25 protein-coding genes are annotated in these 26,133 nt (G+C 64.3%); 11 read left to right on the top strand and 14 right to left on the bottom strand.

The window, feature by feature from the left end:
• Positions 1-50 precede the first annotated feature (50 nt).
• Positions 51-2,261 carry a phosphoribosylformylglycinamidine synthase subunit PurL gene (purL, locus tag NLM25_RS29400; RefSeq protein WP_254139315.1) on the top strand — a complete coding sequence of 737 codons (2,211 nt, stop codon included), beginning with the start codon at positions 51-53 and terminating at the stop codon, positions 2,259-2,261.
• Between the two features lie 129 nt (positions 2,262-2,390).
• Here the strand turns inward: purL and NLM25_RS29395 are convergent, their stop codons facing one another.
• Entirely contained in the window at positions 2,391-3,581 is a 1,191-nt protein-coding gene (locus tag NLM25_RS29395) for an acyltransferase (protein WP_254139314.1), read from the bottom strand.
• 184 nt (positions 3,582-3,765) lie between these two features.
• On the opposite strand from NLM25_RS29395, the gene NLM25_RS29390 reads away from it, so the two are divergent.
• Positions 3,766-3,939 carry a DUF1328 domain-containing protein gene (locus NLM25_RS29390; RefSeq protein ID WP_148742381.1) on the top strand — a complete coding sequence of 58 codons (174 nt, stop codon included), beginning with the start codon at positions 3,766-3,768 and terminating at the stop codon, positions 3,937-3,939.
• Between the two features lie 50 nt (positions 3,940-3,989).
• On the opposite strand, the gene NLM25_RS29385 is transcribed toward NLM25_RS29390, so the two are convergent.
• A complete protein-coding gene (locus NLM25_RS29385; protein WP_254139313.1) occupies positions 3,990-5,093 on the bottom strand; it encodes an alpha/beta fold hydrolase in 1,104 nt (367 codons plus the stop codon).
• A gap of 64 nt (positions 5,094-5,157) precedes the next feature.
• Positions 5,158-5,517 (bottom strand): DUF427 domain-containing protein, encoded by a 360-nt coding sequence (locus NLM25_RS29380; RefSeq protein ID WP_254139312.1) that lies wholly within the window; start codon positions 5,515-5,517, stop codon positions 5,158-5,160.
• Between the two features lie 191 nt (positions 5,518-5,708).
• Between NLM25_RS29380 and NLM25_RS29375 the strand changes: the two genes are divergently transcribed.
• Together NLM25_RS29375 and NLM25_RS29370 are read left to right on the top strand one after the other, a co-directional pair.
• Positions 5,709-5,954, top strand: coding sequence for a BolA family protein (locus NLM25_RS29375; RefSeq protein WP_254121086.1), 246 nt, complete (start codon positions 5,709-5,711; stop codon positions 5,952-5,954).
• 27 nt (positions 5,955-5,981) lie between these two features.
• Positions 5,982-7,175: a low temperature requirement protein A gene (locus tag NLM25_RS29370; RefSeq protein WP_254139311.1), complete on the top strand. Its 1,194-nt coding sequence runs from the start codon at positions 5,982-5,984 to the stop codon at positions 7,173-7,175.
• A 200-nt stretch (positions 7,176-7,375) separates the two neighbouring features.
• On the opposite strand, the gene egtD is transcribed toward NLM25_RS29370, so the two are convergent.
• Together egtD and egtB are read right to left on the bottom strand one after the other, a co-directional pair.
• A complete protein-coding gene (gene egtD / locus NLM25_RS29365) occupies positions 7,376-8,347 on the bottom strand; it encodes an L-histidine N(alpha)-methyltransferase (RefSeq protein WP_254121084.1) in 972 nt (323 codons plus the stop codon).
• Between the two features lie 50 nt (positions 8,348-8,397).
• Positions 8,398-9,696 carry an ergothioneine biosynthesis protein EgtB gene (gene egtB / locus NLM25_RS29360; RefSeq protein WP_254139310.1) on the bottom strand — a complete coding sequence of 433 codons (1,299 nt, stop codon included), beginning with the start codon at positions 9,694-9,696 and terminating at the stop codon, positions 8,398-8,400.
• Between the two features lie 251 nt (positions 9,697-9,947).
• On the opposite strand from egtB, the gene grxD reads away from it, so the two are divergent.
• Genes grxD through NLM25_RS29340 form a run of 4 tightly spaced genes read left to right on the top strand, consistent with a single transcriptional unit; the run spans position 9,948 to position 13,426 of the window.
• Complete coding sequence (gene grxD, locus NLM25_RS29355; protein WP_254121080.1) at positions 9,948-10,274, top strand: Grx4 family monothiol glutaredoxin; 327 nt, start codon at positions 9,948-9,950, stop codon at positions 10,272-10,274.
• A gap of 3 nt (positions 10,275-10,277) precedes the next feature.
• Positions 10,278-10,829 carry an O-acetyl-ADP-ribose deacetylase gene (locus NLM25_RS29350; RefSeq protein ID WP_254139309.1) on the top strand — a complete coding sequence of 184 codons (552 nt, stop codon included), beginning with the start codon at positions 10,278-10,280 and terminating at the stop codon, positions 10,827-10,829.
• A gap of 46 nt (positions 10,830-10,875) precedes the next feature.
• Entirely contained in the window at positions 10,876-12,162 is a 1,287-nt protein-coding gene (locus NLM25_RS29345; protein WP_254139308.1) for a serine hydrolase, read from the top strand.
• The gene (locus NLM25_RS29340; protein ID WP_254139307.1) at positions 12,143-13,426 is read left to right on the top strand and encodes a serine hydrolase; all 1,284 of its coding nucleotides are present in this window, start codon (positions 12,143-12,145) and stop codon (positions 13,424-13,426) included. The genes NLM25_RS29345 and NLM25_RS29340 overlap by 20 nt, the downstream gene beginning before the upstream one ends.
• A gap of 101 nt (positions 13,427-13,527) precedes the next feature.
• Here NLM25_RS29340 and NLM25_RS29335 read toward each other — a convergent pair whose 3' ends face one another.
• The 6 genes from NLM25_RS29335 to murI all read right to left on the bottom strand — a co-directional run bounded on the left by NLM25_RS29335 (position 13,528) and on the right by murI (position 18,734).
• Positions 13,528-14,595 (bottom strand): low specificity L-threonine aldolase, encoded by a 1,068-nt coding sequence (locus NLM25_RS29335; RefSeq protein ID WP_254121066.1) that lies wholly within the window; start codon positions 14,593-14,595, stop codon positions 13,528-13,530.
• A 347-nt stretch (positions 14,596-14,942) separates the two neighbouring features.
• Entirely contained in the window at positions 14,943-15,560 is a 618-nt protein-coding gene (gene rpsD, locus NLM25_RS29330; protein ID WP_254121064.1) for a 30S ribosomal protein S4, read from the bottom strand.
• A 199-nt stretch (positions 15,561-15,759) separates the two neighbouring features.
• The gene (locus NLM25_RS29325; protein ID WP_254139306.1) at positions 15,760-16,527 is read right to left on the bottom strand and encodes an acyltransferase; all 768 of its coding nucleotides are present in this window, start codon (positions 16,525-16,527) and stop codon (positions 15,760-15,762) included.
• A 107-nt stretch (positions 16,528-16,634) separates the two neighbouring features.
• Complete coding sequence (locus tag NLM25_RS29320) at positions 16,635-17,033, bottom strand: cupin domain-containing protein (protein WP_254139305.1); 399 nt, start codon at positions 17,031-17,033, stop codon at positions 16,635-16,637.
• Positions 17,034-17,100: 67 nt separating this feature from the next.
• The gene (locus NLM25_RS29315) at positions 17,101-17,874 is read right to left on the bottom strand and encodes an HpcH/HpaI aldolase/citrate lyase family protein (RefSeq protein ID WP_254139304.1); all 774 of its coding nucleotides are present in this window, start codon (positions 17,872-17,874) and stop codon (positions 17,101-17,103) included.
• Between the two features lie 62 nt (positions 17,875-17,936).
• The gene (gene murI, locus NLM25_RS29310) at positions 17,937-18,734 is read right to left on the bottom strand and encodes a glutamate racemase (protein WP_254139303.1); all 798 of its coding nucleotides are present in this window, start codon (positions 18,732-18,734) and stop codon (positions 17,937-17,939) included.
• Positions 18,735-18,903: 169 nt separating this feature from the next.
• Between murI and NLM25_RS29305 the strand changes: the two genes are divergently transcribed.
• Together NLM25_RS29305 and NLM25_RS29300 are read left to right on the top strand one after the other, a co-directional pair.
• Positions 18,904-19,455 carry a cytochrome b gene (locus NLM25_RS29305; protein ID WP_254139302.1) on the top strand — a complete coding sequence of 184 codons (552 nt, stop codon included), beginning with the start codon at positions 18,904-18,906 and terminating at the stop codon, positions 19,453-19,455.
• Between the two features lie 154 nt (positions 19,456-19,609).
• Positions 19,610-20,251 (top strand): glutathione S-transferase family protein, encoded by a 642-nt coding sequence (locus NLM25_RS29300; protein WP_254139301.1) that lies wholly within the window; start codon positions 19,610-19,612, stop codon positions 20,249-20,251.
• Between the two features lie 13 nt (positions 20,252-20,264).
• Here the strand turns inward: NLM25_RS29300 and NLM25_RS29295 are convergent, their stop codons facing one another.
• A complete protein-coding gene (locus NLM25_RS29295) occupies positions 20,265-21,071 on the bottom strand; it encodes a Crp/Fnr family transcriptional regulator (protein WP_254121042.1) in 807 nt (268 codons plus the stop codon).
• Between the two features lie 257 nt (positions 21,072-21,328).
• Positions 21,329-22,411: a preprotein translocase subunit SecD gene (locus NLM25_RS29290; RefSeq protein WP_254139300.1), complete on the bottom strand. Its 1,083-nt coding sequence runs from the start codon at positions 22,409-22,411 to the stop codon at positions 21,329-21,331.
• 248 nt (positions 22,412-22,659) lie between these two features.
• On the opposite strand from NLM25_RS29290, the gene NLM25_RS29285 reads away from it, so the two are divergent.
• Positions 22,660-24,567, top strand: a complete 1,908-nt coding sequence (locus NLM25_RS29285; RefSeq protein WP_254139299.1) for an acyl-CoA synthetase — start codon at positions 22,660-22,662, stop codon at positions 24,565-24,567.
• A 78-nt stretch (positions 24,568-24,645) separates the two neighbouring features.
• Here NLM25_RS29285 and NLM25_RS29280 read toward each other — a convergent pair whose 3' ends face one another.
• Positions 24,646-26,022, bottom strand: coding sequence for an ABC transporter substrate-binding protein (locus tag NLM25_RS29280; protein WP_254139298.1), 1,377 nt, complete (start codon positions 26,020-26,022; stop codon positions 24,646-24,648).
• Positions 26,023-26,133 lie beyond the last annotated feature (111 nt).

The following is a 26,133-nucleotide window of genomic DNA, read 5'->3' as shown; positions in this document are numbered from 1 at the left end:
CCGTCCGATGTTCCTAAGAACGGCCAACCGCCGCCGAAAGCCTCGAATCCATGAAGAACGAACCCAAGATCACCCCCGAACTGGTTGCCGCCCACGGGCTCAAGCCCGACGAGTATGAGCGCATCCTGAAGCTGATCGGGCGGGAGCCGACCTTCACCGAGCTCGGCATCTTCTCGGCGATGTGGAACGAGCATTGCTCGTACAAGTCCTCGCGCATCCATCTGCGCGGCCTGCCGACCAAGGCACCCTGGGTGATCCAGGGCCCCGGCGAGAATGCCGGCGTGATCGACATCGGCGACGGCCAGGCCGTGGTCTTCAAGATGGAGAGCCACAACCACCCGAGCTACATCGAGCCCTATCAGGGCGCGACCACCGGCGTCGGCGGCATCTTGCGCGACGTCTTCACCATGGGCGCGAGGCCGATCGCCTGCCTCAATGCACTGAGCTTCGGTGCGCCCGAGCATGCCAGGACCCGGCACCTCGTCTCCGGCGTCGTCGCCGGTGTCGGCGGCTATGGCAATTCCTTCGGCGTGCCGACCGTCGGCGGCCAGGTGCGCTTCCACACCCGCTATGACGGCAACATCCTCGTCAACGCGATGGCCGTCGGCCTCGCCGACGCGGACAAGATCTTCTATGCGGCCGCCTCCGGCGTGAACATGCCGATCGTCTATCTCGGCTCCAAGACCGGCCGCGACGGCATCCACGGCGCCTCGATGGCCTCGGCCGAGTTCGACGACAAATCCGAGGAGAAGCGCCCGACCGTGCAGGTCGGCGATCCCTTCGCCGAAAAGCTGCTGCTCGAGGCCTGCCTCGAAATCATGGAGAAGGGCTGCGTCATCGCGATCCAGGACATGGGCGCGGCGGGCCTGACCTGCTCGGCGGTCGAGATGGGCGCCAAGGGCGACCTCGGCGTCGACCTCGATCTCGACGCGGTGCCGACCCGCGAAACCGGCATGAGCGCCTACGAGATGATGCTCTCGGAAAGCCAGGAGCGCATGCTCATGGTGCTCAAGCCCGAGAAGGAAAAGGAAGCCGAGGCGATCTTCACGAAGTGGGGGCTCGATTTTGCCATCGTCGGCTACACCACGCCGAGCAAGCGCTTCGTGGTCAAGCATGGCGGCGACGTGATGGCCGATTTGCCGATCAAGGAGCTTGGCGACGAGGCGCCGCTCTATGACCGCCCGCATGTCCCTTCCGCCGCGCTGCCGGTCGTGCATGCGCGCGAGGTACCGGCGCCGATGGCCGTCGGTGCCGCGCTGGAGAAGCTGATCGGCACGCCCGACATGTGCAGCAAGCGCTGGGTCTGGGAGCAGTACGATCACGTCATTCTCGGCAACACCGTGCAGCGCCCCGGCGGCGATGCCGCCGTAGTGCGCGTGCAGGACGGGCCGAAGGGCCTGGCGCTGACCGTCGACGTCACGCCGCGCTATTGCGAGGCCGACCCGTTCGAGGGCGGCAAGCAGGCGGTGGCGGAAGCCTGGCGCAACATCACCGCGGTCGGCGGCAAGCCGCTCGCGATCACCGACAATCTCAATTTCGGCAATCCCGAGCGGCCCGAGATCATGGGCCAGTTCGTCGGCTGCCTGAAGGGCATCTCCGAAGCCTGCCGCACGCTCGACTTCCCGGTCGTCTCGGGCAACGTCTCGCTCTACAACGAGACCAACGGCCGCGCGATCCTGCCGACGCCTTCGATCGGCGGCGTCGGCCTGCTCGACGATTTCACCAAATCGGCTTCGCTGGCCTTCAAGGCCGAGGGCGAGGCCATCCTGCTGGTCGGCGAAACCCACGGCTGGCTCGGCCAGTCGGTGTATCTGCGCGACATCTGCGGTCGCGAGGAGGGCGCGCCGCCGCCGGTCGATCTCGCCGCCGAGAAGCGCAATGGCGATTGCGTGCGCGGCATGATCCATGCGGGCACCGCCACCGCCGTGCACGACCTCTCCGACGGTGGTCTCCTGATCGCACTCGCCGAGATGGCGATGGCGAGCGGCATCGGCGCAAAACTGCTGGCGGCGCCGACCTCGCTTGTCTCGCAGGCCTACTGGTTCGGCGAGGACCAGGCGCGCTATCTCGTCACCGTGCCGGAAACCGAAGCCGGCCGCGTGCTCGCGAAGATGCGCGGCTGCGAGGTGCCCTGCGTGCGCATCGGCACCACCGGCGGCGATGCGATCACGATCGCGGGCGAAGCGCCTGTGACGATTGACAGCTTGCGGAAGTCATTCGAGCGCTGGCTGCCGGAGTATATGGGCGGGAAGGCGGCTTAGGGCGCCGCCGCAGTCTCAGTCCCGTAGTCCGGATGGAGCCAACGGGTCGGCGCGAAGCGCCGCCTGATGACAGGCTCCGCGAAATCCGGGCTACGACCATTGCGCTCGCAATGATGGAGACCGTCAGTGTCACAGCACCTTCGTTGCCCCGGGGATCTGGCGCAAGGCGCGCGTTAGCGCCCAACTGAACGCGACCGTCAGCACGAACCCGATCGTCGCCTTGACGATCGCTGGCAGGTCATAGTCGAACAGCCAGTATTGCAGCCAAAGCGCGATCGGGTAGTGCACCAAAAACATGCCGTAGGCATCCGCCTGCATCGGATCGAGTAGCCTGGCCGAGCCTGATTGCTTGAACCTCTGGAAAAAGGCCAGGATCAGAAACATGATGGCCACGCTGAAGACAGCGAAGCAGATGGCGTAGAGCCCCTCATACCAGTTCGGCAGCGGCGACGGATTTCCCAGTATTTCGCGCTTGATGAAGATCAGCACCCAGAGCAGGCAATACGGAACGATCGCCAAGACCATCCAGTCCCAGCTGACCTTCGCCATCCGGCCGTCCGCCGCGAGCAGGCCGCGATCCATATTCGCGACTCCAATGCCGGCACCGAAAAAGAAGTAGCTCGCATAGAGCATCACACGCCCGTGCTGCAACGAGAACGGCCCGAACTCGAACCAGCTGCTAGGTCCATAGTACATCAGCCCGGGAACATAGAACGCTGCGGTGACGGCAAGCATGACCGCGAAGAACAACTCGGGCCGACGGCGACCGTCCAGCGAGAGGCGGTTGATCGGATCGAGCAGGTTTGGCGACAGCCGATGCAGTATGCAGGCCACCACGTCGAAGCCGAGCAGGACCCAAAGGAACCAGATCGGCCCGCTCGGCCACGGTCCCTTCGTGACCATATTCCACCAGTATTCCGAAAAGCCGATCTCGGGATGATGTCGGAGCGAGATGGCGTAATAGGCGAGCGGAATGATCGTGAATGCGCAGATCACGAATGGCAGGCCAAGCCGAAGCAGGCGATCTGCCAGATAGTTCAGCGCGCCCTTGCGGGCGATGCCCGACCACGCAAACAAGCCCGACAGGAAGAAGAACATCGCCATGAAGAAGCTGTCGGTGGCCAGCACGATCATATCGAAGCCGAAGAAGAATTTCGGGTCGGTATGACCGAAGTAAGTATAGGGGATGACGGCATGGTGCAGCAGCACCACCAGCGTCAGGAAGGTACGGGCACGATCGAGCGCCTGGTTGCGCGTCTTGCTCTTTGGCGCAGCATGCGCTTCCGTGCCGATCGTCGCAGAAGGTGAGATCGTGGTCATGGTCGCCCCGGTTGCGTCGTTCTCCCAACCGGACTGTGCAGCCGGGAACCCGATTCAGCAAGGGCAGTTTCGCTCATTCGTCGCTTCCGACCGGCTCCTCTGGAACCAGTCCCGCGTCGCGAAGTTAGCGTTCGCGAAATGGTTGAGGGCCGCTTGAGGTGGCACCGAGGTCTCGGAGTTGGCTATGACGATCCTGAAATGGGCGCTGATCTTTCTCTTGATCTCGATCGTGGCCGGCGTGCTCGGCTTCACCGGCATCTCGGCCGCCTCGGCCGATGTCGCCCGCTTCCTGTTCTATATCTTCGTCGTGATCTTCCTGGTGCTGCTGATACTGGGGCTCACGATCTTCAGGGCTTAGCCGGGCAGACGATCAAATCGGGACAGCGCGCCGACCTGGAGGCACCGCCCTCAATTGCCTGCGAACGGTCTTACGCGGGCCGCCAACTCCGCCAGAAACTCATCGGGACGGTTGAACGGAATGAAATGATCGCCGCCGCGAATCCAGACAAATTCCTTATGCGGGGCTCTGATCTGGTTGAAATACTGCTCGGCAGGCCCGCCTGGCGTCACGCCATCCGCATCGCCCTCAAAAAAGAACATGGGTATCGAAAATTCGAATCCGATCGAAGCCATGTCGTGCTGAAACATCGGACCGTCTCTCCCGGTCAGATACTTTTTGGAGAAGGCGTCGCCTTTGCGCCAGTAGTACCAGTCGAGCAGCGAGAAATCCGGCATGAAGAGCGGCGGGATCAGGCCGGCCGGCTGGAGGCGATCGGCGGGCGGCAGGGCCAACACGCTGCTCCACTTTTCCGCAATCAGGCGATTTTCCTGGGTCATGGTCGGCCGTGCGGCGACCGGCGCCAGCTCTGCCAGCGCCTCGCTGTTTCCAGTGGACGCCGCCCGCGTTTGCAGGCGCGCGATCGTGAGCTCGAATGCCTTCTCGAAGGTCGTCCTGCCAACCACCTGGCCAGTGCCGACATAGGCATAGAACAGTTCCGGACGTTGCTTCGCCATGTGAATTCCCAGGAATGAACCCCAGGAATGGCCGACCAGGATGATCCTGTCCTTGTGCAAATGCGCCCGCAGATATTCGGTCAGCTCAAGACCATCCCGAGTCATTCGCTCCAATGTCATGGTCGGCGCGAGCGCATCTCCAGCGGCGCCGTAAGTGCGGCCGGTGCCGCGCTGGTCCCACTGCACAACGGTGAACTGCTTTTCCCAGCGCCGCCAGCCCGACGTGATCGGCAAGGTGGTGCCTCCGGGCCCGCCGTGGACGAACAGGAGAACCGGATTGTTCCGATCCTCGCCGCGGATTTGAACCCATTGCCTGATGCCGCCGACGTCGACGAAACTGCCCTCCTGCACCCCCATGGGGGAATGGATGGCGAGAGTTTCCGCAGCAAGGTGCTGGCGATAGGCACGAAACCCGAGGCCCGCGGCGACCACCGCGATGACGACGCCGGTTGCTCCGAGCAACGAGATCCCAATCAGTCGTCCGGCCTTGTGCGGCATCAGTGGCCTGCATCGACTGAGAGGAGGCGATCCATGATTGCCCTGGCGTCACAGCGCCGTGAGACTACCCCACTTCCTCGATCTTCACCTTGTCCGGATAGAAGGCGAGATGGCCGGAAATCTCCGCCATGGCGGGGAAGGGCGTCTCATAGGTCCAGATCGCGTTGTCGAGCGTCTTGCCGTCGGCCTTGACGCTGTAATAGCTCGCGTCACCCTTGTAGGGGCAATGGGTGACGCGGTCGGTACGCTCGAGCAGAGCCATGTTGGCGTCCTCCCGCGGCACATATTGCACCGCCGGATATCTGGCCTCCTTCAGCGTCAGCGCCTTGCTGGTCTCGGCGATCACGATGTCGCCAGCCATGACGCGGACGCGGCGGGGGTTTTGGGTGATGGTGATGGGGTGGTCGGGCCCTGGAAGCTTCATGACTTCACGCCTTTTCGATCAATCTGCCGCGCGCGGCACTTTGTCGTGCCTTTATCCTGGTGGGATCAGGGATATAGTGCCGGAAAGCGTGACGTAGAAGGCCGTTCACGCTAAGTTTGCCCTGCCGGCGAGGGGACCCCGGCAGCGATTCGACGACGAGACTGAAAGCCGAGACAAGGAGCACGACCCGAATGCCCATGGACGCCCACGATATCGAGGCGATGATCAAGGCAGCGATCCCCGATGCCGACGTGACCATCCGTGACCTCGCCGGCGATGGCGATCATTATGCCGCGACCGTGATCTCGGAATCCTTCCGCGGCAAGTCCCGCGTCCAGCAGCACCAGATCGTCTATCAGTCCCTGCGCGGCCAGATGGGCGGCGTTCTGCATGCCCTGGCGCTGCAAACCGGGGTACCCGGGAGCCCCGGGGCCTGATCTGATCCGCGTGACGGGGGGATGACGATGGCTGCGGACAATCCTCGCGGCGCGATGTTTCGCGTCATCGCGCCGAACCAGCACAGCCGCGTCACCAACGCCGAACTGTTCTTCGACCTCGTCTTCGTGTTTGCCGTCACGCAGGTCTCGCACACCCTGCTGCACCATTTCACGCCGCTCGGCGCGGTGCATGTCACGGTGCTCTTCCTCGCGGTGTGGTGGGTATGGGTCTACACCGCCTGGGTCACCAACTGGCTCAATCCCGAGCTGACGCCGGTCCGCATCCTGCTCTTCCTGATGATGCTGGGCGGCCTCGTGCTGTCGACGACGATCCCGACAGCCTTCGAGGGACGGGGCCTGTGGTTCGCGATCGCCTACGCGACCATGCAGGTCGGACGGACCGCCTTCTGGCTGTTCGCGACCCCGCGCCACCGGACCGCCGTCCGGCACAATGCGATCCGCATCCTCGTCTGGCTCTGCGGCTCCGCGATCTTCTGGATCCTCGGCGGCCTTGCGCATGACGAGGCGCGGCTGTGGTTCTGGATCGTGGCGCTGACGATCGAATACATCTCGCCGGCGGTCCGCTTCTGGGTCCCGAAGCTGGGCTTCTCGTCGGTCGAGGCCTGGGCCGTCGAGGGCGGCCACATGGCCGAGCGCTGCTCTCTCTTCGTCATCATCGCGCTCGGTGAGGCCGTCGTCGTCAACGGCGCGACCTTCGCCGAGCTGGAATGGACCGCCAGCAACATGCTGGCCTTCGTCTCCGCGCTGGTCGGCGCGATCGCGATGTGGTGGGTCTATTTCCACAAGGGCGCGGAGGCCGGGTCCGAGCGCATCTCGAAATCCACCGAATCCGGCCGGCTGGCGCGGCTCGCCTACACCTATCTGCACATGCCGATCATCGCCGGCATCATCCTGACCGCGGTGTCGGACGAGCTGGTGCTGAAGCACCCGACCGGCCACTCCGATGTGCGCACCATCGTCAGCACGATCGGTGGTCCCTTGGTGTTCCTGGTCGGCACCATCCTGTTCAAGCATTCGATCCGCGGCTTCCTCCAGCTCTCGCACGGCATCGGCATCATCCTGCTGCTGGTGCTGTGGTGGTTCGCCGCCGATCTCTCGCCGCTCTGGCTGTCGGTCGCGACCAGCGTGATCATGATCGTGGTCGCGGTGTGGGAGTCGATGTCGTTGGGGTCGAAGACGGAAGAGGCCGAGGAGCATTGAACCGCGCGCGGGGGTAGCGCCCGAGCGCGCGCCTCGTCCTTCGAGACGACCGCTCCGCGGTCTCCTCAGGATGAGGCTAATCGGCATCGATGCCCGTTGAGACTGCTGCCGCGCACTCCGTCCTCATCCTGAGGAGCCCGCGTAGAGCGGGCGTCTCGAAGGATGGGCCGCAGCAAACCGCTCTGGCCGCGCCGGAGTTTCTACTCCGCCACCTCCAGCGCGTGTACCGAGAACATCTTCGCCGCATCGGTCCAGCTTTCGCGCACCCGCCAGCCCGCACCCTGCGCCAGCGTCGCAAAACGCTCGAGACTGTATTTGTAGCTGTTCTCGGTATGAATGCTCTCGCCGGGGCGGAACGAGAAGCTGGTGCCGAGCAGGCGCACGGTCTGGCTCTTCTTGCTGATCAGATGCATCTCGATGCGGTGCCGCTCGCGATTGTAGATCGCGCGATGGGTGAAGGCGGACAGGTCGAAATTGCCGCCGAGCTCGCGGTTGATCCGCACGAGCACATTGAGGTTGAAGCGCGCGGTGACGCCGGCCGCATCGTTGTAGGCGTCATAGAGCACGCGCTCTTCCTTCTCGAGGTCGGCGCCGATGATCATCTGCGCACCCTTGCCCAGGATCTTGCGAGCGCTCTTCAGGAAGGCCTGGGCTTCGTGCGGCTCGAAATTGCCGATGGTCGAGCCGGGAAAGAAGCCGACCTTGGGCATTGACGCGACTGCCCGGGGCAGCTCGAACGGCGTTGTGAAGTCAGCCGCTACCGGATAGATGCCGAGCGAGGGAAAATCCCGCTTCAGGCCGTCGGCCTGTGCCGTCAGGAAGTCGCCGGATATGTCGACGGGCACATAGGCCGCGAACTTGCAGTGGTTGAGCAGCAGGCGGACTTTTGTGGTCGCGCCGGCGCCGAACTCGACCAACGCCGCATGCTCCGGAATGATCTTCGCGATCTCGCTGCCGCGCTCTTTCAGGATCGCAAGCTCGGTGCGCGTCGGGTAATACTCCGGCAGGCGCGTGATCGCCTCGAACAGCTCCGATCCGGTCGCGTCGTAGAAATATTTCGGCGACAGTTTTTTCGGCTGCTGCGAGAGGTCCCCGATGGCCTCCCGGGCGAATGCGGTGGTCTGCTCGTCGGGGAGATGGGCTTCGGCCAAAGCGCTGGCGTGCACATTCATGATACTCTCCTGAACGCGCTGTCCGGCGCGCGGTTGTCGTCGGATGAGAACTAGTCGTAGTCGGCGAGCCGCAGTCCGGTGAACTGCCAGCGATGGTGCGGATAGAAGAAATTGCGATAGGTGATACGGCTGTGCCCTTCCGGGGTTGCAAGCGAGGAGCCGCGCAGTACCAGCTGGTTGATCATGAACTTGCCGTTGTATTCGCCGAGCGCGCCCTCGACGGCGCGATAGCCGGGGTAGGGCGAGTAGGACGATCGCGTCCACTGCCAGACGATGCCGAAGGCGTCGTTGAGCTGGCCGGCGCGGGCCGCGACCTCCCATTCCATCTCGGTGGGCAGATGCTTTCCGGACCAGCGCGCGTAGGCATCCGCTTCGTAATAGCTGACATGGCAGACCGGCGCGTCGGGATCGACCGGCCTGAGGCCGGCCAGCGTCATCACATGCCACTGGCCGTCGATCTCGCGCCAATGGCCGGGAGCGTCCCAGCCCTCGTTGTTCACGGTGGCGGAGCCGTCCATCAGCCACAGCGTTGCGGTCCGGTAGCCGCCGTCGCGCATGAAGGCGAGCCATTCGCCATTGGTGACGAGATTGCGTGCGACCCTGACAGGGCCGACGAGGGCACGGTGCGCCGGCTTCTCATTGTCGAAATGGAAGCTGTCGTCGACATGGCCGACGGTGTGGATGCCCTCGTTCAGCGCCAGCCAGTCCTCACCCGCGCGTGTCGAAGCCGGGAAGCGCCAATCCGGATCATAGGCCGGCGGGATCGGGTTCTGCGCGAACGCGTGCAGGATGTCGGTGAACATCAATTCCTGATGCTGTTGCTCGTGATTGAGCCCGACCTCGATCAGCGGTGCGATCTCGCGAAGCTTGTCCGCGCCGGCTTCCCGAAGGAATTTTACGACGGCCGCGTCGACGTATTTTCGGTAGGCGCCGACCTGCTCAGCGCTGGGGCGGGTGATGTCGCCGCGGTGATTGCGGGAATGGCGCGGGCCGGCACTGACGTAATAGGAATTGAACAGGAACGCGAAGTCGGGGTGGAAGGGCCGGTAGCCAGTCGTGTGCTCGCCGAGCAGGAATTGCTCCCAGAACCAGGTGGTGTGTGCCCGGTGCCATTTCGTCGGGCTCGCATCCGGCATGGACTGGATCTGCTGGTCTTCGGGCGACAGCGGCGCCGCCCGGCGCTCCGTCTCGTTGCGGACGGCAAGAAACGCGTCTTCCAGCCTCCGGGCGAGGCCGCCCAAATCGGTCGACAGTGACGAAAGCGGGGCGGTGGCCGTGGCGGAGGCTGGTTTCGTCACGTTTTTCTCCAGACAGGACAAGAGAACGTTGTTGGCGTTGCCCGGTTCCAAAACCTGGGTTTGTCCTAGATAGGGGCTCCGTGACGGTATGAAAGTCCTGCCCGGCGATGATATTCGTTCCATCATGCAATGCGGCCGGCATGGCCTGGACCGGCCGGCCAGGGGCCGTTGGCCGGCTGTTCGCCGCCATTTTACTTTGGATGCACAACGGTTTGGGCTACATATATAGGCAGGTATCGGGTTAGATCGGCTGAGCCGACCCGAAGGAATCGTTGAGGGCTCCGCCCCGGAAGGACACGGATATGAGCATCGAGGAATTCATCGCCAACGAAGTGAAGTCGAACGACGTGGTTCTGTTCATGAAGGGTACGCCGCAATTTCCGCAGTGCGGTTTCTCCGGCCAGGTCGTCCAGATTCTCGACCATATCGGCGTTGGCTATAAGGGCCTCAACGTCCTCGAATCCGCTGAACTGCGTAATGGCATCAAGGAATACTCGAACTGGCCGACCATCCCGCAGCTCTATGTGAAGGGCGAGTTCATCGGCGGCTGCGATATCGTCCGCGAGATGTTCCAGGCCGGCGAACTGCAGCAGCTCTTCTCCGAGAAGGGCGTCGCGGTCGCGGCCTGAGGCTTGACCCGGCTGACGCGCCGGATCGGCGGCGCTGAGCTCGAGGTCATCGTCGCTGACATCACGACACTCGGCGTTGACGCCATCGTCAACGCCGCAAATTCGTCTCTCCTTGGCGGAGGCGGCGTGGATGGTGCGATCCACGACGCTGCCGGTCCCGAGCTTCTGGCCGAGTGCCGGACGCTCGGCGGATGCCCGACCGGCGATGCCAGGATCACCAAGGGCTACCTTCTGCCCGCGCGCCATGTGATCCACGCGGTCGGCCCCGTCTGGCACGGTGGTGGCCGCGGCGAAGCCGAGGCGCTGGGCTTCTGTTATCGCCGCGCGCTTGAGCTCTCCCAGGCCAACGAGCTGAACTCGCTGGCCTTTCCTGCGATCTCGACCGGGGTCTATCGCTTCCCGGCCGACCAGGCTGCGAAGATTGCCGTTCATGCGACCATTGAAGCGCTGCCGGCTGCGCCGCTGGTCGCCCGCGTCATATTTTGTTGTTTCTCGGAGACAAGCGCCGCTCTCCACACGGACGTTTTGGCGCGCTACAGCAGCCCTTGTGCCTGATGGGACGGTCAGTACACTCCGCCGGACCATGTTCCGGGGAGGGGATATGATTTTGCATTTTGGACTGCGCTCGTTGGTCTATGGCGCGTTGATGTCGCTCGGTGCGATGTCGTTCGCGCAGGCGGAAGGCACCTACGAGATTCCCGCCGGTGCGCATTTCAATCAGGACAAGCTCGCCAAGATCGGCGAGTTCTTCAAGAACGAGGTCGCGACCGGCAAGATCGCCGGTGCAACCGTCTTGATCCAGCAGCATGGCAAGCCGGTCTTCCGCGAAGCCTTCGGCGTGCAGGACGTGGTGAGCAAGGCGCCGATCACGGACAAGACCATTTTCCGCCTGTTCTCGATGAGCAAGGCGATCACCTCCGTCGTCGCGGTGCAGTTGATCGAGGACGGCAAGATCAAGCTCGACGATCCCGTCTCAAAGTACATTCCTTCGTTCGCCAACGTGAAGGTCGGCGTCGAGAAGAAGGCCGAGGACGGCTCCAAGTCGCTCGAACTGGTGCCGCCCACGCGGCCGATGACCGTGCTCGACCTGATGCGCCACACCTCCGGCGTCACCTATGGCTTCTATGGCGACAGCCTGGTCCGCAAGGCCTACCGGGACGCCAAGATCTATGACGGCGATTTCGACCTCGCCGAGTTCGCCGAGCGCATCGCAAAGCTGCCGCTGCACAACCAGCCGGGCGCGCTCTGGCAGTACGGCCATTCCACCGACATTCTGGCGCGCGTGATGGAGATCGCGGCCGGCAAGCCATTGATCGAGATCGAGCAGGAGAAGCTGCTGGGTCCGCTCGGCATGGTCGATACCGGCTTCTTCGTCACCGCCCCCGAGAAGCAGAAGCTGCTGGCGCAGCCGGTGCCGAACGACAGCGATTTCCGGGTCGGCCGGATCAACGATCCGACAGTCGTCAAGAAGATCCAATTCGCCAGCGGCGGCATGGTCACGACCATGGCCGACTATGCGCGCTTTGCGCAGATGCTGCTCAACGGCGGCAGTCTCGACGGCAAGACCATTCTCAAGCCCGAGACGTTCAAGCTGATGGTGACCGATCAGGTCGGCCCGAACTCCGGCGTCGATCGCGATTATTTCTATTTCCCCGGCGACGGTTTTGGCTTCGGCCTTGGCCTTGCAGTCCGCACCGATCCCGGCAACGCCAAGCCGCCGCCGCCCGGCGATCTCGGTGAATTGAAGTGGGACGGCGCCTCCGGCTGCTATTTCGTGATCGACCCCAAGCAGGACATGTTCTTCGTGCTGCTGGAGCAGACCCCGACCGAGCGCCAGCGCGTGCAGCGGACATTGAAGCAGTTGGTCTATGAAGCCATGGAGAAGTGACAGGTCCGGGCGCCGCGCGATCATCGCGGCGCTCGTTCTTCTGGTCGGCGCCGTCGGTGCGAAAGCGGGCTCAGAGGGGCGCGCGGCGCGCGCCTTCTCGCCCGAAGGCCTGGCAAAGGTCTCGGATTTCATCCGCAACGAGATCGTCACCGGCAAGATCCCCGGTGCCATCCTGCTGCTCCAGCAGCACGGCAAACCGGTCTATTTCGAGAATTTCGGCGTCCGCGACGTTGCGACCGAGATGTCGATGAGCGCGGACACGATCTTCCGGCTCTATTCGATGTCGAAGCCGATCACCTCGGTCATGGCGATGATGCTGGTCGAGGAGGGCAAGCTTTCGCTCGACGATCCCGTCTCGAAATACATTCCGGCCTTTGCCGGCATGAAGGTCGGCGTCGAGAAGAAGGCCGAGAACGGCAAGGTTTCGATGGCGCTGGAGCCGGTGAATCGTCCGGTCACGATCAAGGACCTGATGCGCCACACCTCCGGCCTGTCTTACGGCTGGTATGGCGGGGGCATGGTGCGCGAGCTCTATGCCGACGCGAATCTCTTCAACAGCGATCTCAGCAACGCCGACTTCGCCGCGAAGATCGCCAGGTTGCCGCTGGTCGAGCAGCCGGGCACCGTGTGGGATTACGGCTTTTCCACCGACGTGCTTGGCCGCGTCGTCGAGGTGGTTTCGGGAAAGACGCTGCTCCAGTTCGAGAAGGAGCGGCTGCTCGATCCGCTCGGCATGACCGAGACGGCGTTCTTCGTCGCCGATCCCGCCAAATTCCCGCGCATCGCCGAGCCGATGCCGGAAGATCGCAACATCAACCCGACAACGCCGGTTCGCGACATCAGACGGCCGGTAAAATGGGAATCGGGCGGCGGCGGCATGGTCGGCACGATCGGCGACTACGCCCGCTTTGCGCAGATGCTGCTCAATGGCGGCACCTATGAAGGCCGGCGCTATCTCAAGCCCGAGACCATCGCCCTGATGGCGTCGGACCACATCGGCCCCGGGACGAAGATCGCACGCGACCAGAACTATTACCCAGGCGAGACGAGTGGCTTCGGCCTCGGCTTTGCCGTGCGCACTTCGGTGCCATCGGGTACATCGTGGCCGCTTGGCGAATATCGCTGGGACGGCGTCGGCGGCACGTTCTTCTTCATCGATCCCGAAGACGATCTGTTCGGGATCTTCATGGTGCAGACCCCGACACAGCGCGGCCGGATTCAATTGTCGCTGAAGACGCTGATCTATCAGGCGATGGGGCGGTGATCGCGGTTTGCTTGTAGCCCGGATGAGCGAAGCGACATCCGGGGTCACCGCGAGTGACGTCCCGGGTATCGCTGCGCTCACCCGGGCTACGAGACGGAGCCTTACGCCCCGCGCACGATCTCGCGCACGTGCCCGATCGTCTCCTCGATCTGGCTCGCATTGACGTCGAGATGGGTGCAGGCGCGGATGCGGCCGTCCATCATCGCGAGCGTCACGCCGCGCTGACGAAGTGCGGCAACCATCTTGTCGCCGGGAATGCCGGCGCCGTCAGGCTTGAAGAACACGAGATTGGTCTCGGGCTCCTGCACCTCGACGCCCGCGATCTGCGACAGCCCGCGGGCCAGGGCGCGCGCATTGGCGTGGTCGTCGGCGAGGCGGTCGACATGATGGTCGAGCGCGTAGATGCAGGCGGCCGCACAGACGCCGGCCTGCCGCATCGAGCCGCCGAGGCGCTGCTTCCACTGCCAGACCGCGTCGATGAAAGCGCGCGAGCCTGCGAGCACGCCGCCGATCGGCGCACCCAGCCCCTTGGAGAAGTCGATCCAGGCGGAGTCCCACCCCGCGGTCATGTCGCGCGGGGAGATGCCGCTCGCCACGGTGGCGTTGAGCAGGCGCGCGCCGTCCATGTGGGTGATGAGGCCATGTTGCTTGGCGATCGCGACGATCTCGTCGAGCGCGGACTTCTTCCAGATCGTGCCGCCGCCGATATTGGCAGTCTGCTCGACGCTGACCACGGTCTGCGGCGGCTGATAGCGCGTGCGCGGGTGCAGCGCCTTGCGGAACGTCTCCGGCGTGAACTGGCCGTCGGGTCCCTTCAATTGCGTGACCTGGAAGCCGCCGATCGCGGCATGCGCGCCGCCTTCGCGGGCGATGATATGGGCGGTCTCGTGGGCAAGGATCTCGTCGCCGGGACGGCAATGCACCAGCGTCGCCGTGACGTTGCACATCGTGCCCGAGGGCATGTAGACCGCGGCCTCCTTGCCGAGCAGCGCGGCGACGCGCTCGCACAGCGCATTCACGGTCGGATCGTCGCCGACCTGCTCGTCGCCGACCTCGGCCCGCGCCATCGCCTCGCGCATCGCAGCCGTCGGCCTGGTCTGCGTGTCCGAGAGCAGATTGATGCGCACCGGCGGCGCTTTGGGATCGATCGGGGGAGGGGTGTAGAGCATGGCTGGTCTCGTCATTTGGTCGAACAATTGCGACGTGTTGCGTGCGTGTCCTGATGACCTGTACTAGCCACGAGAACGTTGAGCGACGCGCTGTCGCGCGGCGAGGAGGATTTGGTCTGGCGTGCCGGCTGTGAAGATATTGCAATCAGGCAGAGCGAACAGCCCCTGATATCGGCAGATCTGCTCATCGCGGGAGAGGGGCTCCCACGCTCGAAGCGCCGCTTCAGTTGGCGTTGCCGAAGGCAGAGAGTTGGCGAACTGGTGGGCCATGCGAGACATCGATGGCATGTTACCAAACGAAAAGGCCCCGGAAAACCGGGGCCTTTGAATGTCGATCTGCCGAACTATCAGCGCGAATAGAATTCGACGACCAGATGCGGCTCCATCTGCACCGGGAACGGCACGTCGGAGAGGCCGGGGATGCGCGCATACTTCGCGGTCATCTTGCCGTGGTCGACTTCGAGATAATCGGGAATGTCGCGCTCGGAGAGCTGGCTGGCTTCGAGCACGTGGGCGAGCTGCTTGGAGGCTTCCTTGACCTCGATCACGTCGCCGACCTTGAGCTGGTAGCTCGAGATGTTGACCTTGCGGCCGTTCACCTTGATGTGGCCGTGGTTGATGAACTGGCGCGCGGCGAAGATCGTGGAGACGAACTTGGCGCGGTACACGACCGCGTCGAGACGACGCTCCAAGAGGCCGATCAGGTTCTCGCCGGTGTCACCCTTGAGGCGGCTCGCCTCGACATAGATGCCGTGGAACTGGCGCTCGGAAATGTTGGCGTAGTAGCCCTTCAGCTTCTGCTTGGCGCGCAGCTGCACGCCGAAGTCGGAGAGCTTGCCCTTGCGGCGCTGGCCGTGCTGGCCGGGGCCGTATTCGCGGCGGTTCACGGGGCTCTTCGGGCGGCCCCAGATGTTCTGGCCCATACGGCGATCGATCTTGTACTTCGCCTCACTGCGCTTAGTCATCGCGTCCTCTTCAGGTACATGGTTTGAGGAAACGCGCCCTCCTGTGTGACGGGCTGGGCCCGGCACCGACAGGTCCGATCCCCAAAGCATAGGGGACAGGACCACGGGTCGCGAAACGCTTCGCGGGCCGAAATCGGCCCGCGAGCAGGCGGCTTTTAGGGGAATGTAGGCCGTTCTGTCAATGCGAATGGCCGTAAAATCAGGTCGCTACGGCCCGGATCGGCTTCGGGCCTGCCGTCCGTAATTCGGCAGCGATTTCAGTGTTCAGGACCTGTTCCAGCCGGGTCAGAACCCGGGCGATCGGGGCGGCGTCGGTGACCCTGTGATCCCAGCGGATGACGACATGGATGGTCTGGTCGGGCTCGACCACCCCATAACTGACGATGTAGGGGCCCGGCGTGACCGGATGGAGCTCGCCGCCGCCATAGGCGGCCACCGAGCTCACCGCGAAGCTGCCGAACCAGTTGCCCCGCTGTCGGCCGAAATTGAGCCCGATCGCCCAGGACAGGCGCCGTAGCGGCAGCGGCAGGCGGGTCGCCCGCATGATCTTGCGGAACATCGGGACGTCCTCGATCGGGGCCGTCTTGGCGCGCCGGATCTCGGCATCGACCGCGGCCAGCGCCATGGCCTCGGGGGCCGCGATTCGCTGCGGCATCACGCATTCCTCGCCGTCCTCGACCCGGGCGATCGCTACCGACGCCACGCTGTTCGGCAATTCGTAGAGCATCGGCCAGGGCCATTTGGCGTAGACGGTGCGCAAGACCGGCTCGTCCCTGGCCACGATGGCGAAGGCCTTGACGAATATCGCGGCCCAGCCGGCCGGCTCCATCGCGCCCGCGCGGGCCTCCAGCAGGGGGCGGATATCGAGCGAACGGGAGAGCGAAACGAACGGCACGTCCATCGACGCGCGCATGAGGTCGCAAATCAGGCGGCGCGGCAGTGAAATGGTCCTGGCTTTCCCGCGCATCGCTCTCCGGTTCCCGCGGATTAAAATATGTGCAGCGAGCAGGGTTCCGCTCGCCGCCCGCTCTAGCACGAACCAACCCGGTTGGGCCCGGTCGGTTCGCCGCACCATCAAGGCGCCGGCGTGGCCAGCGGCTTGGTTTTGTCGAAAATATAAATACCTATTATTTTCAGAGGCTTATCGCCGTGAGTCTTGGCGTCGTGCACGACGCCCGCCGGGATCACATAGGAATCGCCCGCCTTCAACTGCTTTGCCGGCTGTCCGTCAACAAGCAGTTCGACTTCGCCCTCCAGAACGTAGCCCGTCTCGACGCCGGGGTGGGTGTGCCGGCCGGCGGCGCCGCCTGGCGGGACCTCGGCGATGGCGGTGACGGTCGTGTAACCGTCCGGAAATTCGATCTTCTGCAGCGGGGTGCGCTTGATGCCGGGCTGCTGGGCAAGGGCCGTGAAGGCGAGGCCGGTGAAGGCAAGGCTGGCGAAGGTCAGAGCGAGCAAAGTCTTTTTAGGCATTGTTTCCTCCCTGGAACGGCCGACCCTAGCAGCGCCGCCATTCCCGGCAAGGTGGCAATCGGCCTGTTCAGCGCCTGATGCCGTCGAATGCGGCCATGATGCCGCGCTGGAACAGCGACCAGTCGAAACCGAGGGCGATCGCGCGGTAGCCGCGGTCGATCAGCTGGTTGGCCTGGTCGGCGGTGCGGGCGACGCCGCCGATCGGCACGCCGCTTTTGAGGATGCCGGCCTCGGCGCGGGCGACCAGCTCCAGCAATTCCGGATCGTCCATCTGCCCGCGCTTGTTGATGGATGTCGCGAGATCGCCGGGGCCGATCACCGCGACGTCGATGCCCGGCGTCGCCATGATCTCGTCGATGCGGTTGACGGCATCGACATGCTCGATGGTGATCATGCAGATCATCTCGTCGTCGGCCGCGGCCATGTAGTCCGGCATCGACTGGCCCCAGCGGAACGGCGCGTGGAAGGGACCCCAGAGACGGTCGCCGCGTGGCGGATAGCGCACGCTGCGCACCGCCTTCTCGGCTTCGGCGCGATTGGTGATCATCGGGAAATTGATGCCGAAGGCGCCGATGTCCATCGGCGCCTTTGCAAGCCACGGCTCGTTCGCCGCGATCCGCACCAGGGGCGTGCATGGCGTGCCGGTGGTGGCCGCGATCATCGCGTGCGCTTCGGTCAGTCCAATCGGGCCATGCTCGAGATCGACGATGATCCAGTCGAGCGAGCGCGCCATGATCTGCACCATCTGCACGCTCGGGATCGTCGCGATCGCGCCGAAGGCCGGGCGGCCCTCGCGCCAGAGCTGGCGGAGACGGTTGAGCGGTAGTGTCGGGACCGACATGGAGAAGACCTGCGCGGAGATGACGACGGCGGAGCCTAGCAGCGCGTCGTGAACCCGAAAAGTCAGGCCGGCACGCGGCCGCCGAAGAACGGCGTCAGCGTGGCGCTGAGGCCATGCGCGCGGTTCGAGGTGAAGATCATCTCGGCGCCGGATTGCGCGATGCCGCCGATGCGCGCCCCGAGCAGGTCGGAGACGCGGCGGGCGATGGCCGGCGCCGGATCGATCCAGTCGACCGGCCAGGGGGCGAGCCGCTTCAGCCGGTCGAGCAGCAGCGGATAATGCGTGCAGGCGAGCACCACGATGTCGGTGCGCGCGCCCGCATCCTGGGGATCGCCGACGAAGCAGGGGGTAAGTTCGGCGAGGATGGCATCGTCGCTGACGGAAGAGCCGCTGAGCGCGGCTTCAGCCAGCGAGGCCAGTTCGGGCGAGCCGACCAGTGTCACCTCGCAACCCAGCGCGAAATCGCGGATCAGCGCCTTGGTGTATTCCCGCTTCACCGTGCCCTTGGTGCCGAGGACCGAAACGCGCCGGGTCTTCGACTGCGCGCAGGCGGGCTTGATCGCTGGCACGGTGCCGACGAAGGGCAGGGAATATGCGGCGCGCAAGTGAGATAGGACCAGGGTGGACGCCGTGTTGCAGGCGATGACGACGAGCTCGGGATCGTGCGCGGCGATCAGTTCCCCCATCAGCGGCACGACGCGGGCGATGATCTCGTCCTCGCTGTGGTGGCCGTAGGGGAAGAAGGCGTCGTCCGCGACATAGACGTAATGCGCGTCCGGGCGTGCGGCCACGACCTCACGGAGCACCGTGAGTCCGCCAAGGCCGGAATCGAACACCAGGATCGTCGGAGAATTGGTCACGTCGCTACCTTAAGGGCACCATGGTTACCATTCGGTTTTTGGGGCGGTTTTGCGGCGGGGCCGTTTGGGACCAGTTTGGAACGATTCAATTTCAGGATTACCGCAAGTTCCCGCTATCAGCAGCTCCGCTGCGGACGGGGACATATCCGCAAAACTCCGGAGAGCCGACATGATCAGAAACACCAGTAACGGCTGGGGCAGCATCTCGCGGTGGCTGCACTGGGGTCTGGCCCTGGCCATCATCGGGATGATCGGCTTCGGCTGGTGGATGAACCACATCCCGGCCCGTCCCGACCGCTTCTTTTACCGCTCGATCCACGCCGATATCGGCTATGTGATCCTGCTGCTCACGGTGCTGCGGCTGGTCTGGCGCGCCGTCAACCCGACGCCGGCGATGCCGACCGAGACCTCGCGCTGGCAGAAGATCGCGGCGCATGTCAGCCATGGCGCGCTCTATCTCGCCGTGATCGTCGTCATCATGCTCGGCTGGGCGCATTCCGGCGCGCACACGCCCGACTATTCGGACTTCTTCGGCCTGTTTCACGTGCCGCAATTCACCTCGCCGGACCGTGCGGCGGCGGGGGCCTATGAGGACCGCCACATCCTGTTTGCCTATGTGCTGCTCGCGCTGATCGGCATCCACCTGCTCGCCGCGCTCTGGCATCACTTTATCCGCCGCGACCGCGTCGTGGCGCGGATGGTGACCGACGAGGCGGGGTAGGGGCACGAGGTCTCGGTGTTGTGGCAGCGCGTTTCTATCCGACGCTGTCATGCCCCGCCTTCGCGGGCGATGACAGTGAAGCTTCGCTGCGCGCGCAATGACGGAGTAGGATGAGCCGTCACGGCTTATCCAACTCACGGTCGCAGGAGGCGTCATGCTCACCGTCCACCATCTCGGCAAGTCGCAATCCGAGCGCATCGTCTGGCTCTGCGAGGAGCTGGGAATTCCCTACGAGCTGAAGTGCTATGCCCGCGATCCCGTCACCATGCTGGCGCCTCCCGACTACAAGGCGCTGCACCCCATCGGGGCGGCGCCCGTCATCACCGACGGCGATCTCGTGCTCGCCGAGTCCGGCGCCATCGTCGATTACATCATGGCCAAATACGGCAATGGACGCCTTGTGCTCCGCCCTGATGATCCTGATTTCGCGCGTTTCCTGTACTGGTTTCACTTCGCCAACGGCACGTTGCAGGCCGGCATGGGGCGGCTGATGATCCTGAACCGGCTCAAGCTTGCCGGGGACAATCCGATGCTGGTCGCGACCAGGGGGCGCGTCGACCGCGCTTTCGACCTCGTCGATGCGCGCGTACGGGATGCCGAATATCTGGCGGGCAACACCTTCACCACCGCCGACATCATGATGGGCTTCTCGCTCACCACGATGCGCTACTTCCAGCCCTATGATCTCGAGCGCTGTCCGAACGTTGTGGAATATCTCGGTCGTATCGGCGCCCGCCCGGCCTATCGGCGGGCGATGGAAAAGGGCGATCCCGGTATGGCGCTGCTCCTGGACTGAGCGGCGGCGCCGGTCACGCGATCCTGTTGGTGGTGGCCGCCCGCTCGGTCGCGAGCTGCTTCTGCAAGCGGTCGATGTTCTGCAACAGGCGCTGGCTGGTCAGCACGAGGAAGTAATAGCCGAACTGCGGGTCCTGGAAATAGATCTCGAGCAACCGGTCATAGGTGATCGTCAGCACCTGGCCGTCTTCGATGCATTCGATCGTTCCGGTGCGGCGGTTGTCCGGCGTCAGGAAGCCGAGCTCGCCCATCAGGGCGCCGGGCCCGATCTCGACATTGATCTCCTTGACGAGGAATTTGCCGGTGACCGTGAGCAGCATCTCCTTGGCTGGATCGCCCAGCTTGAAGAGCGTGTCGCCGCGGCGATATTTGCGCTCGGTCATGAACGGCTTGAGCCACTCGATGGACATGTCGCCTTCGGCCGCATGGCGCGCCTTCTTGACGAGCTTGAGCATCTGCCGCAGCCGCAAGGCGTTGATCGGAAGCAGCAGAAGATAGAGGAGGAACGTCGAGACGTTGGCCGAGAGCGCGCCGAAAACGGCGAAGAGCGCACAGCCGATCATGTTGGCGACGCGCAGGGGCACCATCGTCCGCATCAAGAGCGTGGCGACGAAGAAGCCGGCGCCGACCGCGGCGAACAGATTGGCCAGCGTGATGTTCTGAACAAAGATCTCCAGCAGCCGGTTGAAGATCGCATCGTAGGTGACGTTGTTGGGATCGAGGCCCATCTGGATCAGGATCTTCGCGATCCTGAGATTGTCCGTCGCCGCATCGAGAATGCGGTCGAGGATCGAGGAAATGTCTGCACTGCCGGACGGCATGGTAATGTTCCCGCGTAAGGCCTTCAGTCCCGGTCGATACCCGTATAGCCGAAATCGAATGACGACCGCTTGAATGAAGCCTCAGGCCGTCCTGTCGCAAGAGGCAAATTTTAGCCTGATCGGGCGTTTCGGCAATTGCCCCTTGGTTGTGCGTATGGCCGCGGCGCCCCCGTGATTCGGGGGCGGAGGGGTGCGGGCTTTGGCGTCGTGGACGGACCCGGGCGCACCGGCGACGTGAGGCGCGGGCAATCTCCGCCTTACGGCTTGGCGGCGGGCTGGATGACCTGCTGTTCGACGAGGGTCAGGTGCCCCGGCAGCGCTCCGGCACGCAGCAGCATGGCGACGCTGTTGGCCTCCTCGAGGGTAAAATTGCCGGAGATCTGGCCCGAGCCGCCGGTGATGGGCTCGCGGATCACGGGGGCGGAGATCACCTTGCCGTCGAGCACGATGGCGAAGGGCTTTCCGATGTTCTCCGCGGTGACGTGGGCAAAGCGCCGCGTGCCGCGGCCGTTGAAGCGGAACGAGGCGATCGGGTCCTTCGTGCCGCTGGCAAATCCCGGGCCGGCATAGCTGATGTCGTCGCCGTCCAGTGCGCTGTCCGTGGCCACCAGATAAGGTCGCTTGTCCTTGAAGCCGAGCAGAATTTCCGTACCCGTCGGTGGCGTACCGGATTGCGCCTGCTCCGGCGGCATCGAGAGATCGACCAGGCGGAAGCTGACCTTGACCTTCCGGGCGAAGATCGCGGTGATGCGCTCGGGGTCCGTCACGCCGGGCAGGAAGATGCGGATGCTGTTGGTCCCGTCAGGGACGACGCTGACAAGCTTGACGCCGGCGTCCTTGAGGCGCTGCTCGATCATGGCGATGGAATCTTCGACGAGGTCATTCAGCCGTGCGGCGGATGCCGCATCGGTCGGTGCGAGCCTGACCAGTCCGTCGCCGCTGTCTGTCACGTTGAGCGCATGCGATGGCAATCCCTCCGCGGCTGAGGCGAGCTTGCGTTCGAGCTGTTCGCGGCCCTTGGCGTCGGCGATCTTCAACTCGACGCCGCCGTCGCGGATCACAAGACCGGAGAAGGCGATCTTGCCCTCGCGCAGGGTCTTGACGACGTCGTCGCGCAAATCCGTGACGACGCTCTCGCGCAAGCCATCAGTATCGACCTTGTAGACGATGCGCGATCCGCCCAGCTTCTCCATCTTGTCGCCGACAAAGGCCACGATCTTGGCGCGCATCTTGTCGAACTGGCTGTCCGCGGCGAGCGTCGCGCGGGGCAGGGCGATTGCCGCTGCCATGGCGAGCACGACGATCAGCCGTGTGATGCGCTCTCGCAGGGGCGTGGTCATGATCACCTCAAGTCTTGCGGCAGGACGCTGGCAGGCGAGTCCAATGCATGTTCTTGGTCCCGGGATCGGGCGCGGAGGTTCAAAGGCCTCTCATCCGGGTGCTACGACCGTAGCCGTTAAGTCATGGACGAACGCTCAATCATCCATCATTCTGTCCGCGCTCGACCGACCATCGGTCGAGGCCTCGCCGAACCAAAATGTCAAAAAGACACCGGGCGGGGACAAGCACTGAGGGAGGACAGAATTCCATGGCGGGCATCCACGCGCTCGATCGCTTCATCGGCAACGACTATCCTGACCTGGCGACCGACGCCGAGGTTCGTACCTTCGAGCAGGTCCCTTACGCCGATCGCGTCGCGGCCGAGAGCACTTATGACGCCGTCAGGTTAGGGGCGGCGCGCAATCCCGACGGGGCCGCGATCCAGTTCCTGCAAAATGCCGATCCGGCCGATACGCCGGTCGTGGTGACGTACCGCGATCTGATCGCGCGCGTCACGCAGGCCGCCAACATGTTTCACGCCCTCGGCGTGGAGAAGGGCGATGTCGTCAGCTTCATGTTGCCGCTGGTGCCGGATGCCTTCGTGACGCTGCTCGGTGCGGAGGCAGCGGGCATCGCCAATCCCGTCAATCCGCTGCTCGAGCCGCACCAGATCGCGGAGATTCTCGAAGCCGCGAACACCAAGATCCTGGTGGCGCTGGGGCCGATGCCGGGCACCGACATCTGGCAGAAGGTCGAGCAGATCCGCCCTTCACTCAAACACCTCAAGGCGATCGTGCAGGTGTTCGGTGGCGGCGATCCGGAGAAGGGCATCTTTGCCTTCAGCGACCTGATCAAGCAGCAGCCGTCCGATCGGCTTATCAGCGGGCGCAAGATTCTCGGCAGCGATATCGCTGCCTATTTCCACACCGGCGGTACCACCGGCACACCGAAACTGGTGCGGCACACCCATGCCAATCAGGTCTACCAGGCCTGGGCGCTCAATCTGCTGCTGAAGACCAGGCCGGGCTCCAATCTGCTGTTCGGCATGCCGCTATTCCACGTCGGTGGATCGCTGACGCAGGTGCTGCTGACGCTGTCGAGCGGCGGCTCGCTGGTCGTGCTGTCGCCGAGCGGATGGCGCAATCCAAACTCGGTGAAGAACATCTGGGGGCTGGTCGAGCGCTTCAAGCCCGAGGCGCTGTCGAGCGTGCCGACGGTGCTCGCGGCGACGCTCGCGGTGCCACCGGGTAACGCTGACATCTCCAGCCTGAAATATGCCGCCGGCGGCGGTTCGGCGATCCCCGTCGCCGTCGGCTCCGCGATCCAGGACAAGCTCAAGCTGCCGGTGGTTGAGGTCTACGGCATGACCGAGACGTCGAGCGTGCATACGCTGGCTTATCCGTCACGGCCGATTCGGCTCGGCTCGGTCGGTCTTCCCATGCCCTATGCGCGGGTGCGCATCGTGCAGCTCGATGCCGACGGCCGGCTGATCCGCGACTGCGCGCCTGACGAGATCGGTGTCGTCATCATGGCGGGGCCCGGCGTGTTCGGCGGCTATCTCAACGACGAGCACAACAAGGGCGCCTTCGTCGACGAGGTCTGGGTCAATTCCGGCGACCTCGGCCGGCTGGACGCCGACGGCTATCTCTGGATCACCGGCCGCGCCAAGGATCTCGTGATCCGCGGCGGCCACAATATCGATCCGGCGCCGATCGAGGAGATCATGTTTCGCCATCCCGCCGTTGGCTTCGCCGCGGTGGTCGGTCAGCCCGATGCCTATGCCGGCGAGTTGCCGGTCGGTTACGTGCAGCTGAAGCCGGGCGCCAAGATCGAGCCGGGCGAGCTGGAGACGTGGGTGCGCGAGCGCACGCCGGAACGCGCGGCTGTTCCGGTGCAGGTCATTCCGATCGATCCGATGCCTGTGACCGGTGTCGGCAAGGTGTTCAAGCCGCAGCTGCGCTGGGACGCGGCGCAGCGGGTGTTCACCAAGGTGCTGTCGCCGCTCGCCGCGCGCGGCATCGACTGCAAGGTGAAGGTCGGCGCCCACGGCAGCCATGGCTCGATCGCCACCGTGACGCTGGCGGGTCTGCCGGCGGACCAACGCGAGGTGGTGACCGGTGAGGTGGACACGCTGCTTGCGCCCTTCGTGATGCGGCACGAGGTGGTTTTCGCCTGACCGGCATGGCCCAGCCGGTAAGCCCAATGGGGCCGCGTACGGCGCGGCCCCAACTCTCCGATGGGACAAGCATCGCCGCTACCCGCGGATCGCCGCATTGGCTCTTTCGGCCGCGCCCGTCATCGCATCCTTCGCCGATTTCGCACCATTGACCACTTCATTGACGCCGATCATGAAGGCGTCGAGGATCGGTCTCGATTGCGGATGGAAGAGGATTGCCTTGGCGCGGTCGACATCCGCATTCTGCAAGTTGGTCAGCGCCGCCTCGGCGGCCTGTGAGCCGAATGCCTTCTTGAAGCCCTCGCTCGACCAGGCCGACACGCGTGTCGTCGCCAGCCCCGCTGCAGCAGTCTGCAGCGAGGTCGCCTTGCTCGTCGCCCAGAGCAGGAACAGGAAAGCCGCCCGCTTGTTTCGAGATTTGGAATTGATGCACGCCTGCCAGTGCGACATGAAGGGGACGGGTCCGCGACCGGCGAGATGCGGAAAGATTGCAAACCCGGCCTGGTTGGCGACACGGCTTTTCGCTGGATTGGAGATGTCGGTCGCGAAGTTGCTGCTGTCGATGGCCATGGCCGTCCGACCCTGCAGGAAGTCGTCCAGCACGTGGTACCATTCATAGCTGCCGACGCCGGCAGGCCCGGCCTGACTGAGCAGCTGTCCGTACATCTCGACGGCCGCTATCGCCTGCGGGCTCGCGAAAGCGACCCTGTTGTGCTCGACCATGGCCCCACCGTAGGAGAACACGAAGCCCATGGCCGGTGGGGAGGAATTGCCACCGGCCTGGGCCCGCATGGCGATTCCCGACATGCCGCTGGTCTTGACCGCCTTGGCGGTGACAAGCAACTCTTCGAAGGTCTGGGGAATCGGCTGGTCCTTGGCTGCCAGCGCATCCTTGTTGATGAACAGGGTCATCGCCTCTGAGGTAATCGGGACGGCGTACCGTTCGCCGTCCGACCACAGCGGGAAGGCTCGGGCCGTCTTGAGCAGGTCGTTCTCGTCATACCAGGCGGGGTCGGTCAGCGACCTGTTGGAAAAATAGCCGTTCAGCGGCTCCAGCCATCCGTTCGAGATGCCCTGGCCATAGGTCGTGAACATGAAGACATCGGGCGTGCTACTGCCGCGAGCGAGCCTGATCGGCAGCGCGCCGAGATAGGTGGTTTCCAGCTGGAAATCGATGGTGACGTTGATGCCGGTGAGTATGGTGAACTCCGGCAGCAGCGGCGTGATCGCATTCGACCACGGATGGATTGCACCCGAAAGCGCGATCGACTGTCCCGCAAATTGCTTCCAGTCGATCGCGGCGCTGGCGTGGGTCACGGCGGCGCCTTGGGCAAAACTCCACCGCGGCAGCGCGCCAAGGGCCGGCAGCACCGCCCCCGCTGCGCCCAATCCCCTGATGAAACTGCGCCGGCTGGCCGGCATTTGACGGTTCAGTGTGTTTTCACCCTGCGCCATGCCAATGCTCCTTCACCAAGGCAGTCATTCATGACACGTGAGCGGGCCGCCGCACCCTGCGACATCGTGGCCCTCGCCAGACGACTTACGGGGGCCGAAGCCGATGTAACC

The sequence above is a fragment of the Bradyrhizobium sp. CCGB01 genome, assembly GCF_024199795.1.
Taxonomy (GTDB): Bacteria; Pseudomonadota; Alphaproteobacteria; order Rhizobiales; family Xanthobacteraceae; genus Bradyrhizobium.
This window is presented reverse-complemented; position numbering and strand designations above follow the sequence as displayed.

What these genes read in the sequence shown, in the direction of transcription:
- purL (WP_254139315.1), top strand. Translation starts at nt 51, where the DNA reads ATGAAGAACGAACCCAAGATCACCCCCGAACTGGTTGCCGCCCACGGG.
- NLM25_RS29395 (WP_254139314.1), bottom strand. Translation starts at nt 3,581, where the DNA reads ATGACCACGATCTCACCTTCTGCGACGATCGGCACGGAAGCGCATGCT.
- NLM25_RS29390 (WP_148742381.1), top strand. Translation starts at nt 3,766, where the DNA reads ATGACGATCCTGAAATGGGCGCTGATCTTTCTCTTGATCTCGATCGTG.
- NLM25_RS29385 (WP_254139313.1), bottom strand. Translation starts at nt 5,093, where the DNA reads ATGCCGCACAAGGCCGGACGACTGATTGGGATCTCGTTGCTCGGAGCA.
- NLM25_RS29380 (WP_254139312.1), bottom strand. Translation starts at nt 5,517, where the DNA reads ATGAAGCTTCCAGGGCCCGACCACCCCATCACCATCACCCAAAACCCC.
- NLM25_RS29375 (WP_254121086.1), top strand. Translation starts at nt 5,709, where the DNA reads ATGCCCATGGACGCCCACGATATCGAGGCGATGATCAAGGCAGCGATC.
- NLM25_RS29370 (WP_254139311.1), top strand. Translation starts at nt 5,982, where the DNA reads ATGGCTGCGGACAATCCTCGCGGCGCGATGTTTCGCGTCATCGCGCCG.
- egtD (WP_254121084.1), bottom strand. Translation starts at nt 8,347, where the DNA reads ATGAATGTGCACGCCAGCGCTTTGGCCGAAGCCCATCTCCCCGACGAG.
- grxD (WP_254121080.1), top strand. Translation starts at nt 9,948, where the DNA reads ATGAGCATCGAGGAATTCATCGCCAACGAAGTGAAGTCGAACGACGTG.
- NLM25_RS29345 (WP_254139308.1), top strand. Translation starts at nt 10,876, where the DNA reads ATGATTTTGCATTTTGGACTGCGCTCGTTGGTCTATGGCGCGTTGATG.
- NLM25_RS29340 (WP_254139307.1), top strand. Translation starts at nt 12,143, where the DNA reads ATGAAGCCATGGAGAAGTGACAGGTCCGGGCGCCGCGCGATCATCGCG.
- NLM25_RS29335 (WP_254121066.1), bottom strand. Translation starts at nt 14,595, where the DNA reads ATGCTCTACACCCCTCCCCCGATCGATCCCAAAGCGCCGCCGGTGCGC.
- rpsD (WP_254121064.1), bottom strand. Translation starts at nt 15,560, where the DNA reads ATGACTAAGCGCAGTGAGGCGAAGTACAAGATCGATCGCCGTATGGGC.
- NLM25_RS29325 (WP_254139306.1), bottom strand. Translation starts at nt 16,527, where the DNA reads ATGCGCGGGAAAGCCAGGACCATTTCACTGCCGCGCCGCCTGATTTGC.
- NLM25_RS29320 (WP_254139305.1), bottom strand. Translation starts at nt 17,033, where the DNA reads ATGCCTAAAAAGACTTTGCTCGCTCTGACCTTCGCCAGCCTTGCCTTC.
- NLM25_RS29315 (WP_254139304.1), bottom strand. Translation starts at nt 17,874, where the DNA reads ATGTCGGTCCCGACACTACCGCTCAACCGTCTCCGCCAGCTCTGGCGC.
- NLM25_RS29305 (WP_254139302.1), top strand. Translation starts at nt 18,904, where the DNA reads ATGATCAGAAACACCAGTAACGGCTGGGGCAGCATCTCGCGGTGGCTG.
- NLM25_RS29300 (WP_254139301.1), top strand. Translation starts at nt 19,610, where the DNA reads ATGCTCACCGTCCACCATCTCGGCAAGTCGCAATCCGAGCGCATCGTC.
- NLM25_RS29295 (WP_254121042.1), bottom strand. Translation starts at nt 21,071, where the DNA reads ATGCCGTCCGGCAGTGCAGACATTTCCTCGATCCTCGACCGCATTCTC.
- NLM25_RS29290 (WP_254139300.1), bottom strand. Translation starts at nt 22,411, where the DNA reads ATGACCACGCCCCTGCGAGAGCGCATCACACGGCTGATCGTCGTGCTC.
- NLM25_RS29285 (WP_254139299.1), top strand. Translation starts at nt 22,660, where the DNA reads ATGGCGGGCATCCACGCGCTCGATCGCTTCATCGGCAACGACTATCCT.
- NLM25_RS29280 (WP_254139298.1), bottom strand. Translation starts at nt 26,022, where the DNA reads ATGGCGCAGGGTGAAAACACACTGAACCGTCAAATGCCGGCCAGCCGG.